14 protein-coding genes are annotated in these 13,760 nt (G+C 56.2%); 9 read left to right on the top strand and 5 right to left on the bottom strand.

Annotated features, from left to right (window positions below; translation table 11 throughout):
* Positions 1-45: 45 nt before the first annotated feature.
* The 7 genes from ABD720_RS11950 to ABD720_RS11980 all read left to right on the top strand — a co-directional run bounded on the left by ABD720_RS11950 (position 46) and on the right by ABD720_RS11980 (position 6,409).
* Positions 46-501 (top strand): FKBP-type peptidyl-prolyl cis-trans isomerase, encoded by a 456-nt coding sequence (locus tag ABD720_RS11950; protein ID WP_344763516.1) that lies wholly within the window; start codon positions 46-48, stop codon positions 499-501.
* 57 nt (positions 502-558) lie between these two features.
* Positions 559-1,512 (top strand): 4-hydroxy-3-methylbut-2-enyl diphosphate reductase, encoded by a 954-nt coding sequence (gene ispH, locus ABD720_RS11955; RefSeq protein ID WP_344763517.1) that lies wholly within the window; start codon positions 559-561, stop codon positions 1,510-1,512.
* 412 nt (positions 1,513-1,924) lie between these two features.
* The gene (locus ABD720_RS11960) at positions 1,925-2,854 is read left to right on the top strand and encodes a branched-chain amino acid ABC transporter permease (protein ID WP_344763518.1); all 930 of its coding nucleotides are present in this window, start codon (positions 1,925-1,927) and stop codon (positions 2,852-2,854) included.
* An 11-nt stretch (positions 2,855-2,865) separates the two neighbouring features.
* On the top strand, positions 2,866-4,080 hold the full coding sequence (locus tag ABD720_RS11965) for an ABC transporter permease subunit (RefSeq protein ID WP_344763519.1): 1,215 nt from the start codon (positions 2,866-2,868) through the stop codon (positions 4,078-4,080).
* Between the two features lie 8 nt (positions 4,081-4,088).
* Positions 4,089-4,859 (top strand): ABC transporter ATP-binding protein, encoded by a 771-nt coding sequence (locus tag ABD720_RS11970; protein ID WP_344763520.1) that lies wholly within the window; start codon positions 4,089-4,091, stop codon positions 4,857-4,859.
* Entirely contained in the window at positions 4,859-5,611 is a 753-nt protein-coding gene (locus ABD720_RS11975; RefSeq protein WP_425547969.1) for an ABC transporter ATP-binding protein, read from the top strand. The genes ABD720_RS11970 and ABD720_RS11975 overlap by 1 nt, the downstream gene beginning before the upstream one ends.
* A gap of 117 nt (positions 5,612-5,728) precedes the next feature.
* On the top strand, positions 5,729-6,409 hold the full coding sequence (locus ABD720_RS11980) for a fumarylacetoacetate hydrolase family protein (protein ID WP_344763688.1): 681 nt from the start codon (positions 5,729-5,731) through the stop codon (positions 6,407-6,409).
* Positions 6,410-6,437: 28 nt separating this feature from the next.
* Here the strand turns inward: ABD720_RS11980 and ABD720_RS11985 are convergent, their stop codons facing one another.
* Positions 6,438-6,938, bottom strand: coding sequence for a glycine zipper 2TM domain-containing protein (locus ABD720_RS11985; protein ID WP_344763521.1), 501 nt, complete (start codon positions 6,936-6,938; stop codon positions 6,438-6,440).
* A gap of 758 nt (positions 6,939-7,696) precedes the next feature.
* Between ABD720_RS11985 and ABD720_RS11990 the strand changes: the two genes are divergently transcribed.
* Positions 7,697-9,604: an ATP-binding cassette domain-containing protein gene (locus ABD720_RS11990; protein ID WP_344763522.1), complete on the top strand. Its 1,908-nt coding sequence runs from the start codon at positions 7,697-7,699 to the stop codon at positions 9,602-9,604.
* A 180-nt stretch (positions 9,605-9,784) separates the two neighbouring features.
* Here ABD720_RS11990 and ABD720_RS11995 read toward each other — a convergent pair whose 3' ends face one another.
* On the bottom strand, positions 9,785-10,618 hold the full coding sequence (locus tag ABD720_RS11995) for a SirB1 family protein (RefSeq protein WP_344763523.1): 834 nt from the start codon (positions 10,616-10,618) through the stop codon (positions 9,785-9,787).
* Complete coding sequence (gene murJ, locus ABD720_RS12000) at positions 10,615-12,165, bottom strand: murein biosynthesis integral membrane protein MurJ (RefSeq protein ID WP_344763524.1); 1,551 nt, start codon at positions 12,163-12,165, stop codon at positions 10,615-10,617. Before murJ ends, ABD720_RS11995 begins: the two co-directional genes overlap by 4 nt.
* Before the next feature lie 205 nt (positions 12,166-12,370).
* Between murJ and rpsT the strand changes: the two genes are divergently transcribed.
* Positions 12,371-12,637, top strand: a complete 267-nt coding sequence (gene rpsT, locus ABD720_RS12005) for a 30S ribosomal protein S20 (protein WP_344763525.1) — start codon at positions 12,371-12,373, stop codon at positions 12,635-12,637.
* Positions 12,638-12,785: 148 nt separating this feature from the next.
* Here rpsT and ABD720_RS12010 read toward each other — a convergent pair whose 3' ends face one another.
* Both ABD720_RS12010 and ABD720_RS12015 read right to left on the bottom strand, forming a co-directional pair.
* Complete coding sequence (locus ABD720_RS12010; protein ID WP_344763526.1) at positions 12,786-13,241, bottom strand: DUF192 domain-containing protein; 456 nt, start codon at positions 13,239-13,241, stop codon at positions 12,786-12,788.
* A gap of 90 nt (positions 13,242-13,331) precedes the next feature.
* On the bottom strand, positions 13,332-13,559 hold the full coding sequence (locus tag ABD720_RS12015; RefSeq protein WP_344763689.1) for a hypothetical protein: 228 nt from the start codon (positions 13,557-13,559) through the stop codon (positions 13,332-13,334).
* Between the last annotated feature and the right edge of the window lie 201 nt (positions 13,560-13,760).

Consider the following 13,760-nt stretch of genomic DNA (forward strand, 5'->3'; position numbering starts at 1 on the left):
TGAGTGGCTTAAAATAGCGCATTGTTTGTTATCTAGGAATCATCGATGTCGAATACCCCACAGCCTGTCGTTTGCGACGGTGCTTACCTGACCTTGCATTACCGTCTGGCCTCGCAGGATGGGACGGAAATCGTCACGACCTTCAATGACAATCCGGCGACGCTGCAATTGGGAAGCGGTCAACTGGCACCGTTTCTCGAACAACGTTTGCTGGGCTTGCCGGAAGGCGCTCACCAAACCTTTGATTTGCTGCCCGACGAGGCATTTGGTCCGCGTAATCCATCTCTGGTGCAACGAGTCACGCGTGCCACGCTGGCTGAAAATTCGCAGTTCGGCGTGGAATACGCGATCGGTGACGTGGTCGAATTCAATGCGCCAAATGGTGGCCGTTTTGCCGGTGTGCTGCGTGAATTTTCTGGTGACGATACGGTGTTCGACTTCAATCATCCGCTCGCCGGTCAGTCATTGAAATTCGAAGTCAGGATCATCGGGATACTTTGAGCCCACAAGATGGTCACGGCGCAGTTAGGTTCGACGTAATTGACAAGAGGTAGTCCAATGACAAGCAACAAGGAAATTCTGTTGGCCCAGCCGCGCGGTTTTTGTGCCGGGGTCGACCGTGCAATCGAAATTGTCGAACGTGCGCTGACACAATTTGGCGCGCCGATCTACGTGCGCCATGAAATTGTTCATAACGCGTACGTCGTCAATGATCTGCGCGAGAAGGGTGCCATCTTTATCGAAGAGCTGGCCGATGTTCCGACCGGACAGACCGTGGTCTTCTCGGCACACGGCGTATCGAAAGCCGTGCAGGCCGAAGCCGAGCAGCGTGGCTTGCGCATCTTCGATGCGACCTGTCCTCTGGTCACCAAAGTCCATGTCGAGGTCGAGAAGATGCGTCGCGCGGGTCGGGAAATCGTGATGATCGGCCATGATGGTCATCCGGAAGTGGAGGGCACCATGGGGCAGTCGGAACTTGGCATGTACCTGGTCGAGACGACCGACGATGTTGAGCGGCTTCAGGTACAAAACCCCGATTTGCTTGCGTATGTGTCGCAGACCACGCTGTCGGTCGACGACACGGCCGACATCATTGCTGCGCTGAAGCGCCGTTTCCCGGATATCGCCGAGCCCAAGAAAGGCGATATCTGTTACGCGACGACGAACCGGCAGGAGGCTGTCAAATTCATGGCGCCACAAGTCGAGCTGGTGATCGTTGTTGGGAGCCCGAACAGTTCCAACTCGAACCGTTTGCGTGAAGTAGCGGAAAAAAAAGGCGTTCCGTCATTCATGGTGGATAACGCGATGCAAATCGATCCAGCCTGGCTGGAAGGCAAGCAGCGCATTGGGGTGACAGCCGGTGCTTCTGCACCGGAGGTACTGGTGCAGGCAGTTATCGATAAATTGAAAGATTTTGGCGTCAATAGTGTGCGGGTGCTGGCCGGAGTGGAAGAGCATGTGACGTTTCCTATGCCAAAAGGCTTGACAGGCGTCGATTTGGCGCAGAACTAAATTTTGAGCCGGGGTTGATTTTCCATTGATAGTTTTTTGCCTTCATCGCTATCATTCCCGTTGGCGAAGGATTTGTCGGCTTGTCATGCATCCCTGAGCGGCAAGGCTAATTGCATGAGTCATATCAAAGAAAGCTGACGAGTCGATTAACTCGCTATAGAATCCGGTCCTTGTTTCCTGATAGGGTATGTTTAGTTTCAGGAAGTCGGGAGGTTAGCATTGATGCAAATGCACTCAATATCATCATTTTGCGCGACAGGGTCCTGTTATCCAGTACAGGCACGAGCGGCACCCGGGTTGGAAGAACGGGTGCCGCTTTGTTATCCACGCTGATTCCTGCCACGGGAAATCAAACAATCGCAGTCAATTTGCAAAGCCGGGTCACTCCGGGTTTTTGAGAAAGAAGCAAACTATGGATACATTTATCCAGCAAATTATCAACGGGCTGGTACTCGGCAGCATGTATGCGTTGATTGCTCTCGGTTACACCATGGTGTACGGAGTGCTGAACCTGATTAACTTTGCGCACGGCGACGTGTTGATGATCGGCGCGATGGCCGGTGTCACTATTCTCAAGATCATACAAACCGTTGCGCCCGACCTGCCAGGCGTGGTCAAGGTCATCATCGCGATTGCCGGTGCCATTCCGATCTGTGTCGCCGTGAACCTGTTGATCGAGCGCGTCGCGTATCGACGTTTGCGTAACGCGCCGCGATTGGCTCCGTTGATTACGGCGATCGGTGTGTCGATCCTTCTGCAAACTTTCGCAATGATGATCTGGGGCCGCAGTCCGGTGGCGTTCCCGCAAGTCATTTCGACTGACTCGTACCACATTCTTGGTGCGCTGATTTCACCCACGCAGGTCATGTTGCTGGTACTCGCATCACTGTCGATGTTTGCTCTGGTGATGCTGGTTGAAAAAACCAAGATGGGGCGCGCCATGCGCGCCACCGCTGAAAATCCGCGGGTGGCCGGGCTGATGGGCGTGGATTCGAATGCCGTGATCGTGATGACGTTTGCAATCGGTGCAGCGCTTGCCGCCGTCGCTGGCGTGATGTGGGGTGCCACGTACGCGTCCGCACAATTTGCGATGGGCTTCGTGCCAGGTCTCAAAGCGTTTTCGGCTGCGGTACTGGGCGGTATCGGCAATATTTACGGCGCGATGCTCGGTGGTATTCTGCTCGGCCTGATCGAAAGCCTGGGCGCCGGCTATATCGGTGACCTGACCGGTGGATTCCTCGGTAGTCACTACCAGGATATCTTTGCCTTCGTGGTCCTGATTATTGTGCTCACGCTACGACCGTCCGGCATCATGGGCGAGCGTGTGGCAGACCGTGCGTAAAGGACAAGTTCATGGCTAATTATTTCGATACCAAAAACAATCCGCGCAAGGCGTACGGTAGCCTCGCAATCCTTCTGGTGCTGGTGCTGCTGTTCCCGTTCATTGCACAGAATTATGGCAATTCCTGGGTCCGCATCATGGACTTTGCGCTGCTCTACATCATGCTGGCGCTGGGTCTCAATATCGTGGTCGGATTTGCCGGGCTGCTCGATCTGGGTTACATCGCGTTTTATGCGCTGGGTGCCTACATGACGGCGTTGCTGGCCTCGCCGCAATTCGCCGTGGTGCTGGAATCGTTCGTGAATCAGTATCCGGCGATCGGCAACGCGCTGGTGGCGTTGTTCGGGCCGGAAATCGCCCAGACCGGTATCCATTTGTCAGTATGGTTCATCGTGCCGCTCAGTGCGCTGCTGGCAGGCGTGTTTGGCGCGCTGCTTGGCGCGCCAACGTTGAAGTTGCGCGGCGATTATCTGGCCATCGTGACACTCGGATTTGGTGAAATCATCCGCATCTTCATGAATAACCTGAATGGGCCGGTGAACATCACCAATGGTCCGCAGGGTATCAACATGATCGACCCGATCAGGATCTTTGGTGTGTCGCTCGGTGGTGAGCCGGGATCGCGTGCCAATCTGGTGTTCGGCAGCTTTTCGATGCCATCCGTCAACGCGTACTATTACCTGTTCCTGGTGCTGTGCATCGCCATCATTTTCGTCTCGATTCGTTTGCAGAATTCCCGTCTGGGTCGTGCCTGGGTTGCCATTCGCGAAGATGAAATTGCGGCGAAGGCCATGGGCATCAACACCCGCAACGTCAAGTTGCTGGCGTTTGCCATGGGTGCTTCGTTTGGTGGCGTTGCCGGCTCGATGTTTGCATCGTTCCAGGGCTTCGTGTCACCTGAGTCATTTTCCCTGACCGAGTCGATCGCTGTCCTCGCCATGGTCGTGCTGGGCGGTATGGGGCACATCCCTGGTGTCATCCTGGGCGGCATCATCCTGGCTGCCTTGCCGGAAGTCCTGCGCCATACGGTCGAGCCAGTCCAGATGGCCATTTTCGGACGGGTCTGGATCGATGCCGAAGTGTTGCGCCAGTTGCTGTACGGGCTTGCCATGGTCGTCATCATGCTGAGCCGTCCTGCCGGATTGTGGCCTGCACCGAAGCACGAGGACCGTCCTGACGGCGACATCGACAAACCGGAAAAAGCAACCGGCGTAGTGCCAGCCTGAGGATCATCATGAGCGAACAAATCATTCTTAATATTGCCGGCGTCACCAAGCGTTTTGGCGGTTTGCAGGCCTTGTCCGGCGTGAACATGAAGATCATGAAGGGCCAGATTTATGGCTTGATTGGTCCGAACGGCGCCGGCAAGACGACTTTTTTCAATGTCATCACCGGCCTGTACCAGGCCGATACCGGTTCGTTCGAACTGGCCGGCAAGCCCTATTCGCCGTCAGCACCGCACGAAGTGGCGAAGGCGGGTATTGCACGCACCTTCCAGAATATCCGCTTGTTTGGTGAAATGACCGCGATGGAAAATGTCATGGTGGGACGGCACGTACGTTCCAGTCAGGGCGTATTCGGCGCCGTGTTTCGTCACAAGGCAGCGCGCGAGGAAGAGGCTGGCATTCGCAAGCGTGCGCTAGAGCTGCTCGACTTTGTCGGTATCGCCAAATTCGCCGATCGTACTGCCCGACACTTGTCATACGGCGACCAGCGCCGTCTGGAGATTGCGCGTGCGCTGGCGACCGACCCGCAGTTGCTGGCGCTGGACGAGCCGGCAGCAGGCATGAACGCCACCGAGAAGCTCGCGCTGCGCGAGCTGCTAGTGAAGATCAAGGCAGAAGGCAAGACCATCCTGCTGATCGAACACGACGTCAAACTGGTCATGGGTCTGTGCGACAGGATCACCGTGCTGGACTATGGCAAGCCCATCGCCGAAGGCATCCCTGCCGACGTGCAAAAAAATCCGGCTGTCATCGAAGCCTATCTCGGAGGATCACATTAATGGTAGCCAACGATAGCCAACCGGCCGTGCGCGAAAATGTTCTCAGGATCAGTGGCCTGAAAGTCGCCTACGGTGGTATTCAGGCGGTCAAGGGGATCGATCTGGAGGTCAACAAGGGTGAGCTGATCACGTTGATCGGTGCCAATGGCGCCGGCAAGACCACGACCCTGAAGGCCATCACCGGCACGCTGCCAAATTGCCGGGTTGAAGGCCATATCGACTACGCTGGTGAAGCCATCAAGGGCGTGGGTTCGTTCGACCTGGTGAAGAAAAAACTCGCCATGGTGCCCGAAGGTCGCGGCGTCTTCACGCGCATGTCGATCCATGAAAACTTGCTGATGGGGGCGTACACCCGTGACGACAAGGCCGGCATCGATGCCGACATCGACAAGTGGTTCGCAGTATTTCCGCGATTGAAGGAGCGTGCTGCACAAATGGCGGGTACCTTGTCAGGTGGCGAGCAGCAAATGCTGGCAATGGCGCGCGCACTGATGTCGCATCCGAAATTGCTGTTGCTGGATGAGCCATCGATGGGACTGTCGCCTATCATGGTCGAAAAAATCTTCGAGGTGGTGCGTACCGTCTCGGCCGAAGGTGTCACGATCCTGCTGGTGGAACAAAACGCCAAACTGGCATTGCAGGCGGCGCATCGCGGTTACGTGATGGATTCCGGATTGATCACCATGAGCGGCGCAGGCGCCGATATGTTGAATGATCCACGCGTTAAGGAAGCATATCTGGGCGAAGGCTAAACAACTTTCCTGCAGATTCTTGCAGGTTGAAAAACGCCATGCCGGTGATAATCCGGCATGGCGTTTTTTTGCGATGAAATTTTCGCATGGTCTTCAGTCAACCTTCAAGGAATCAAGATGACGTTCGTATTTTCTCCCCCGATGCAGGCCGCAGTTCCCGTAGCAAACTCGTCCGAACTTTTTCCGGTGCATCGCATTTATTGCGTCGGGCGTAATTATGCTGACCATGCCAAAGAGATGGGTGGTACTGGTCGTGAAGCACCATTCTTTTTTATGAAGCCTGCGGATGCTGTTCTGCCGGTGGCCAAGGGCAGTATCGGTACGATGCCTTACCCGTCGGTGACGTCAGACCTGCAGCACGAAATCGAACTCGTGGTCGCCATCGGCACTGGTGGCAAGGACATCGCGGTGGACGATGCAGCAGCGCATATCTGGGGCTACGCGATCGGTCTGGATATGACCCGGCGCGATTTGCAGGGAGAAGCAAAAAAACTCGGGAGGCCGTGGTCAACCGGCAAGGGATTTGATTGCTCGGCACCGATCGGGCCGATTCATCGGAGTGTACCGGGTCCGGGAATTACCCTCACCGTCAACGGCGGTGTTCGTCAGCAAAGCACCTTGGAAAAAATGATCTGGAACGTTGCTGAAACAATTGCTCAGCTATCGACATTATTCGCGCTGCAACCCGGCGACCTGATTTATACCGGGACGCCTGAGGGCGTTGCTGCGGTCGTGTCCGGCGATCTGCTGGTTGGCAAGATCGACGGACTTGGCTCGCTGCAGGTCAGGATCGCGTGAGGCGATCCAGGATTGCTATGGCAATCGATCAGTAACGGTAGACGCGGCCATTTTCGACACGTACACGGTTGCCGACGCGCAGATCGTTGACGTTGTCCTGATTGATCGTTTCGTACTGGCCGCTGTCGAGGCGAATATTGATCTGATAGGTGTCGCGACCTGCGCCCTGGTTGTTCTGCTGGACCTGGTTGCCGACCACCGCACCACCGACCACGCCTGCTGCCGTCGCGAACGCTTTGCCAGTTCCGCCGCCCACCTGGTTACCCAGTAGTCCGCCGACCACGCCACCCACTACCGCGCCTAGGCCCGGTCCGGCGGTATTGCCCGAGCGCGATACCTGAATCGAATCGATTACGCCGTACTGCGTGTTGTAACCCTGCTGGTTGCCATATCCTTGTTGATTGCTGTAGCCCTGGTTCGAGCTCGGATAATTCTGAGAATTGTTTGGCTGCTGGTATGGCGCTGCGCAACCGGCGAGCAGGCTCGACGCGATGAGGACGGATGCAGCCAGAGTCGTGGTGGTTTTCATGATTTCTCCTGTTGATGCCTGATAGGTTATTCGAACGACGCGAGTGTGTCGGTTCGGCAGCGCACATTGACTCAATGAAACATTGTCGCGGTGTGGTGCCGGTCGTCACGCGGAAAATTTCCAGCTAGCCGGATATGCAAGTAACGCACAGGACGCGATTTCGTTGTCGCAAGAATATGTAAGAAAGTGTTCGTGTACTGCTCGGTAAACGACAGCGATGCGGGTGACACAAATCTGCTGCAGGTGACACGCAATCCGATTGCGCACAACTGATCCGGTGGTGCCCCCGACACGGATCGAACGTGTGACCTATCCCTTCATCCCGCTATGGCTTTCGCCACCGGTTGACCCGTTTGCAGTCTGGACTATGCCTTCACCATGACGCGCATTGCGTTACAGGCGGGAGCCGTCTAGTCTCTACACCTTCCCGATCAATATCGGGCTTGGCTCGGCGTTGCCAACAGCATGACCTGTCAGGGTTCACCGAATTTGACTCCATTCATGCGGGACCTTTCGGAGCCCGATGCCCAAATCATTAGGAGGGGATCGCTCTATCCACTGAGCTACGGGGGCAGCGACGCGTATTTTCGCACATTCCTGACAGCTTCTTCCATCTCGTTACGTCGCCCTGCCTGTCGCAATGCAGCAAAAACCCGGTGCCCGTTGAGGAGAGATGGCGCGGAGTCGGTACAATGCGCACTTCCATCGATTTACTGGCGTTGCACACCGGTGCATGCGCCCCTCCACTTCAGGCAATTATGGCAGTCATCTCTATATCCAATGCACAACTCGCATTCGGCCACGTTCCCTTGCTCGACCGTGCAGAATTCTCACTCGAAACGACCGAACGGGTCGGCCTGATCGGTCGCAACGGCACCGGTAAATCATCGTTGCTCAAAGTCCTGGCAGGGCAGTCGAAACTCGACGATGGCCTGCTGGTCATGCAGCAAGGCGTGAAGATTACTTACGTCGACCAGGAGCCACAGTTCGACCGTCAGATTTCGGTATTTGATGCAGTGGCTTCCGGCATGGGCGAGATGCAGGCGCTGCTCAAGGAATACGATGTGCTGACCGGCCAGTTTGGCGGCGACGATGATGAGGCGCTGATGGAGCGCATGCACGAAATCCAGCTCAAGCTCGATGCTGCCGATGCCTGGAACCTCAACAACAAAGTCGAGACTACGCTGGACCGTCTGAACCTGGATGGCACATCGCTGATGGGTACGCTGTCAGGTGGAATGCAAAAGCGCGTCGCGTTGGCCTGCGCACTGGTCAGTGCGCCGGATGTGCTGTTGCTCGATGAGCCAACCAACCATCTGGATTTCACATCGATTCTCTGGCTTGAGGGTCTGCTGCGCGACTACAAAGGTAGCGTGCTGTTCATTACCCATGACCGGAGCTTTCTCGATAATGTCGCCACGCGCATCATCGAACTGGATCGCGGTCGCCTGTTGTCCTTCCCGGGGAACTTCACTGCGTACCAGTTGCGCAAGGCCGAACAGCTGGAAGTCGAAGAAGTCGAAAATGCCAAGTTCGACAAATTCCTGGCGCAGGAAGAAATCTGGATCCGCAAGGGCGTACAGGCCCGCCGTACCCGTGATGAAGGTCGCGTACGCCGCCTGGAAGCTCTGCGCATGACGCGCAGCGTGCGGCGAGACCAGCAGGGCCAGGTGCGCCTTGACGTATCGGCAGGCGAGCGTTCCGGCAAAATCGTGGCCGAACTCGAGAACGTCAACAAGAGCTATGGCAACAAGGTCATCGTGCGCGACTTCAGCGCGACATTGCTGCGCGGCGACAAGGTTGGCCTGATCGGGTTGAACGGAGCCGGCAAGACCACCTTGCTGAAAATGATTCTGGGAGAAGAGCAGCCGGATTCGGGCACGATCCGTCAGGGTACCAAGCTGCAAGTGGCTTACTTCGATCAGATGCGCGCACAGCTCAATGAAGACGACAGCCTGGCCGACACCATCGCTCCGGGCAGTGACTGGGTCGAGATTAATGGCCAGCGCAAGCATGTGATGACCTACCTGAATGACTTCCTGTTCGCACCGGAACGGGCCCGTTCACCGGTCAAATCGTTGTCGGGTGGCGAACGCAACCGTCTTTTGCTGGCGCGCCTGTTTGCCAAGCCAGCCAACGTGCTGGTGCTCGATGAGCCGACCAACGATCTGGATATCGATACGCTGGAATTGCTGGAAGAATTGCTGGAGGACTATACCGGCACCGTATTTCTGGTCAGCCATGACCGGACCTTCCTCGACAACGTCGTGACACAGGTAATCGTGGCCGAAGGGGACGGCATGTGGCGCGAGTACATCGGTGGCTATTCCGATTGGGAACGCGTACGCCGTACGCCGCTGACCGCTGCTGTAGTGAAGTCCGTCAAAAGCGACGTCAAATCCGCCGCAGAGCCGGTCGCTGCGGCACCAGCCAAGCAAAAGAAATTGAGCTTCAAGGAACAGCGCGAACTGGATGCATTGCCGCTATTGATTTCCCAGCTCGAAGCGGAACAAAAAACCATTTCCGCACAACTGGCTGATCCTGATTTTTACAAGCAAAAGCCGGCTGAGCAGCAGCGGTTGAATCAGCGTTTTGCCAAGCTGGATGCCGAACTGCTGGAAGCGCTGGAAAAGTGGGAAGTCATCGAGGCACGCGGCAACAGTTGATTTGGCATTGCCCGCGGGTGGGCTGGAGTTGATGGTAGGCAGTTGTGTGCAATCAACCCAAGCCCTGCCCGATCTGCGTTGTGTGCCGATTAAAAATGGCAGTCCGAACGGTATTTTCAAACAAGCCTGTGCCACGGTATTTTCTGGCGTGGTCTCGCTGTCTTCCCCGTCCTGTCACGTTCAATTCAGCCGGCGGATCGCTTCCCGCAATGCCGGCAACCGCCCGCGCAGTGTGTCGGCATCTTCCGCTTCCGGCCTTTTTGCCAGATAGGCTTCGATATCCGCTAGCGCTGGCTTCGGGCAATCGAGGTTGGCAAACGCAATTCCGCGGTCGCGTCGTTCTATGCTGTCATCCGGTAACAGGAGCAGCAGGCGCTCCTGCACGTCCAGCAACTTCTGCCAGCGCTCTCGCTCGGCAAAGAGGGACTTCAGATTGCGCAGCATGCGAACCAGGATCGCGTGCGGGGACGCCGGTTCCAGGTACTCCGCCAGCGGCTTGCCGGCACTGATGATCTGCGCGACAAACGGCTCCAGTCGTTCTTCCAGGTCTTCGCGCGACAAGCTTGCACCATTCACCGGATCAAGGATGACTTCACCGGACTGGGTCGATAACTTCATCAGGAAGTGGCCCGGAAAAGAAATGCCTTGCACATCGAGTCCGATTTGCTGGGCAATTTCCATGTACAGCATGGCCAGAGAAATCGGAATGCCGCGGCGCGTCCGGATTACCCGATGCAGATAGCTGTTGTCCGGATCGTAGTAATTGTTAATGTTGCCGGCGAAGCCCAGTTCCCGATAAAAGTAATGATTCAGCAGGCGCAGTTTCTGTATTTGCGCCGTATCGGCGGGCAGGCGCTTGCACAGTTTTGCTGCCATCTGGTCGACTTCCGCCTGTGCGGCGCCCAGATCAAATTGCGGATCGGCATCTTGGGCCAGTGTCAATGCGGCTTCAAATAATGGAATGCTGTCCTTGCGCTGCACCAGCGAGCCGAAAAAGTCGAGCGGGGTGATCATGCTGCGCTACGCTTGAAATCGGATGGCCGGAATCCCATCGCCGCCAGCGCCGAAAAATACGTGATCGCGCAAACCCCCAGCACCAGGCACAGCGCACCGATACGCATGGCTGCATGCGCCTGCATGGCGATCCAGTCAAACTGTCCGGCCGTCCAGAGTGCCGCGCCGCCCATCAGGAACAAGGCACCTGACAGCTTCACGAGAAACAGGCCCCACCCACTTCTGGCGATATAAATGCCGCGCTTGCGCAACCCGAGATACAGAAAAATCGCATTCAGACACGCACCCAGGCCGATCGACAACGCCAGCCCTGCCAGCGCCAGCTTTGGCACGAATATCAGGTTCATCAGTTGCGTGGCAATCAGCACGCCAACGGCAATCTTGACGGGCGTGCGGATATTCTGTTTTGCGTAAAAGCCGGGTGCCAGGATTTTGACCACGATCAGCCCGATCAGGCCGACGCCATAGGCCACCAGCGCATGGCTCGTCATCATCACGGCGCGGGCATCGAATTTTCCGTAATGGAAGAGCGTCGCTGTCAATGGTTCGGACAAGGTCGCTAGTCCGACCGCCGCCGGCAGGGCCAGCAGGAAGGTCAGTCGCAGGCCCCAGTCAAGCAGTGCGGAATACTCGACCGGGTCCCCTGCGGCATGGGCTTTGGACAGGCTGGGCAGCAATACGGTTCCTAGTGCCACTCCCAGTAATGCCGTTGGGAACTCCATCAGCCGATCCGCAAACGACAGCCACGACACGCTGCCGAGCTCCAGATGGGACGCGATATTGGTATTGATGACCAGGCTGACCTGCGCAACCGACACCGCGAATGTGGCTGGGGCCATTTGCCGCAGCACACGTCGTACGCCGGGATCTGCCAGAGCGAAGCGCGGGTTCAACTGAAAGCGTGGCAGCATGCCGATGCGGATCAATGCGGGTATCTGGATAGCCAGTTGCAGTAAGCCGCCAAAAAACACCGCAAAGGCCAGCGCGTAAATTGGTTCCGCAAGAAAAGGGGCAACCGCCAGCGAGGCAACAATGAACGAGAGGTTCAATAGCACCGGCGTGAATGCCGGAATCCGGAACTCGCTCCAGGTATTCAGAATGCCGCCAGCCAGCGCTACCAGCGACATGAATCCGATGTACGGGAACATGATGCGCGTCATCAGCACCGTGGTGTCAAACACCTGCGCATTGGCAGCTAGGCCTGTGGCCATCAGGTACACGATCACCGGCGCGCCGACAATGCCGATCACACAGGTTGCCAGCAGTGCCCAGCTCAGGATGGTTGCGACATGGTCGACCAGCTGTTTGCTGGCCTCTTCGCCACGCTTGTTGCGATACTCGGCCAGAATCGGCACGAAGGCCTGGGCAAAGGCGCCTTCGGCAAACAGGCGGCGCAGCAAGTTGGGAATGCGGAAAGCGACAAAGAAAGCGTCGGTGTAGCCGGAGGCGCCAAAGGCGCGGGTTATCAGGACATCCCGTATCATGCCGGTGATGCGGGACAACATGGTCATGCCGAAGATCGTGGCGAGCGTTTTATGCAGGTTCATGGAGCCGGATTATAGCTGTTCGATATCTCTGGTCGCGGCTCTGTTGCTGGCATCCGCGGCGGTTTCGGGCGGCGATAGAAACGGCATCGCATCATCTGTTTGCCCTTTCCGATAAAAGCCGATATACTGCGACGCTTCACAGAATTCTGTCTACCACATGCGTCATTGATGACGCAACCTGACCTCGATTTAGGAAATATCATTCATGGCAAATACCGCACAAGCACGCAAGCGTGCCCGTCAAGCAGTCAAGCAAAACGCGCATAACTCCAGCCAGCGTTCGACCTTGCGTACCGCAATCAAAGCGATCCGCAAAGCAATCGAAGGCGGGGACAAAGCGGTAGCGACCCAGGTATTCCAGACATCGATCTCAACCATCGACCGCATCGCTGACAAGAAAATTATTCACAAGAACAAAGCAGCACGTCACAAGAGCCGTATGGCCGCAGCCCTGAAAGCATTGGCAGCCTAAATACTGTTCACCGCTGGCGCACCCCAAGGGGTGTGGACAGTGAGGAAAAAAAATCCCGTTCGGCGTCAGCCCGACGGGATTTTTTATTTTAGGGACCACAGATCAAGTGGGTAATGCGGGAATCCTCCGTGGAGCCGCATTGCCGCGATTATTTATTGCGTGGCAGTCCTTCGATGGTGCTGCCTGGCCGGATGTTCTTTTGCTTGAACCAGCCCAGGTTCATCTCCAGCGCGTAGCGGATCGGTTTGACGGCGCAATGCGATTCCGTGGTCTGCGGTTTCATGTCCTCGATATTGACGATCTTGCCGTCATCATCGAGAAAGGCGACCGACAAGGGCAAGGGCGTGTTTTTCATCCACATGCAGACACCAGCGGGTGCGCCGAACAAAAACACCATTCCCTCGTTAGGCCCCATTTTTTCACGATACATCAAGCCTTGCTCGCGCTCTGCCGACGTGGCCGCGACCTCTGCGCGGATCACATGCATGCCCGCTGTCAACGATGTCACACTGAATCTGGTCGGTTGCTGCGCTTGCGCGAACGACGAAAGGAGCAGTGTGCCGGTCAATGCCAGCATTTTCACGCAAAGGGAGGAAAGGTTCATTGTTGAAGTCTGCCAGGGAAAAGTTGAAAAGCGTTCGGACATAAAAAAAGGCAGGTTAAACCTGCCCTTCGGTCATAGCTTAACAGCAAATTACTTGGCAGCTGGTGCTGCTGGCATTGCTGCAGCTGGTGCTGCTTCTTTCTTTGCTTTCTTTGCTTTTTTAGCTTTTTTGGCTTTTGGCGCATCAGCCATAGGCGTAGCTGGGGCGGCCATTGGTGCGGCGGCTGCAGCCGGAGCAGCTGGAGCTGCGGTGTGGCTTGCAGCAAATGCGGAAACAGCGAACAGACCAGCAACCAAGGCAGCGATAAGGTTTTTCATTTTTAATCCTTCAAATTGATACGTTGATGATCGGCGATTCACATGAATCACGAGCAATAACGGGTTGGTTTGTACTCCGTTGACAGTTTTATCAAAAAAATCAAAAAAATCTGACGATGTTCAAGTCCGCCGCTGGCAACCTGTAAAAATGGCAACGGAAATACGTTAATTGGCACCGTCTGGCGCGCACTACGGCGCGCT

This window comes from Actimicrobium antarcticum (assembly GCF_039536745.1).
Lineage (GTDB): Bacteria > Pseudomonadota > Gammaproteobacteria > Burkholderiales > Burkholderiaceae_D > Actimicrobium > Actimicrobium antarcticum.

What these genes read in the sequence shown, in the direction of transcription:
- ispH (WP_344763517.1), top strand. Translation starts at nt 559, where the DNA reads ATGACAAGCAACAAGGAAATTCTGTTGGCCCAGCCGCGCGGTTTTTGT.
- ABD720_RS11980 (WP_344763688.1), top strand. Translation starts at nt 5,729, where the DNA reads ATGACGTTCGTATTTTCTCCCCCGATGCAGGCCGCAGTTCCCGTAGCA.
- murJ (WP_344763524.1), bottom strand. Translation starts at nt 12,165, where the DNA reads ATGAACCTGCATAAAACGCTCGCCACGATCTTCGGCATGACCATGTTG.
- ABD720_RS11990 (WP_344763522.1), top strand. Translation starts at nt 7,697, where the DNA reads ATGGCAGTCATCTCTATATCCAATGCACAACTCGCATTCGGCCACGTT.
- ABD720_RS11965 (WP_344763519.1), top strand. Translation starts at nt 2,866, where the DNA reads ATGGCTAATTATTTCGATACCAAAAACAATCCGCGCAAGGCGTACGGT.
- ABD720_RS11950 (WP_344763516.1), top strand. Translation starts at nt 46, where the DNA reads ATGTCGAATACCCCACAGCCTGTCGTTTGCGACGGTGCTTACCTGACC.
- rpsT (WP_344763525.1), top strand. Translation starts at nt 12,371, where the DNA reads ATGGCAAATACCGCACAAGCACGCAAGCGTGCCCGTCAAGCAGTCAAG.
- ABD720_RS11970 (WP_344763520.1), top strand. Translation starts at nt 4,089, where the DNA reads ATGAGCGAACAAATCATTCTTAATATTGCCGGCGTCACCAAGCGTTTT.
- ABD720_RS11985 (WP_344763521.1), bottom strand. Translation starts at nt 6,938, where the DNA reads ATGAAAACCACCACGACTCTGGCTGCATCCGTCCTCATCGCGTCGAGC.
- ABD720_RS12015 (WP_344763689.1), bottom strand. Translation starts at nt 13,559, where the DNA reads ATGAAAAACCTTATCGCTGCCTTGGTTGCTGGTCTGTTCGCTGTTTCC.
- ABD720_RS12010 (WP_344763526.1), bottom strand. Translation starts at nt 13,241, where the DNA reads ATGAACCTTTCCTCCCTTTGCGTGAAAATGCTGGCATTGACCGGCACA.
- ABD720_RS11975 (WP_425547969.1), top strand. Translation starts at nt 4,859, where the DNA reads ATGGTAGCCAACGATAGCCAACCGGCCGTGCGCGAAAATGTTCTCAGG.
- ABD720_RS11995 (WP_344763523.1), bottom strand. Translation starts at nt 10,618, where the DNA reads ATGATCACCCCGCTCGACTTTTTCGGCTCGCTGGTGCAGCGCAAGGAC.
- ABD720_RS11960 (WP_344763518.1), top strand. Translation starts at nt 1,925, where the DNA reads ATGGATACATTTATCCAGCAAATTATCAACGGGCTGGTACTCGGCAGC.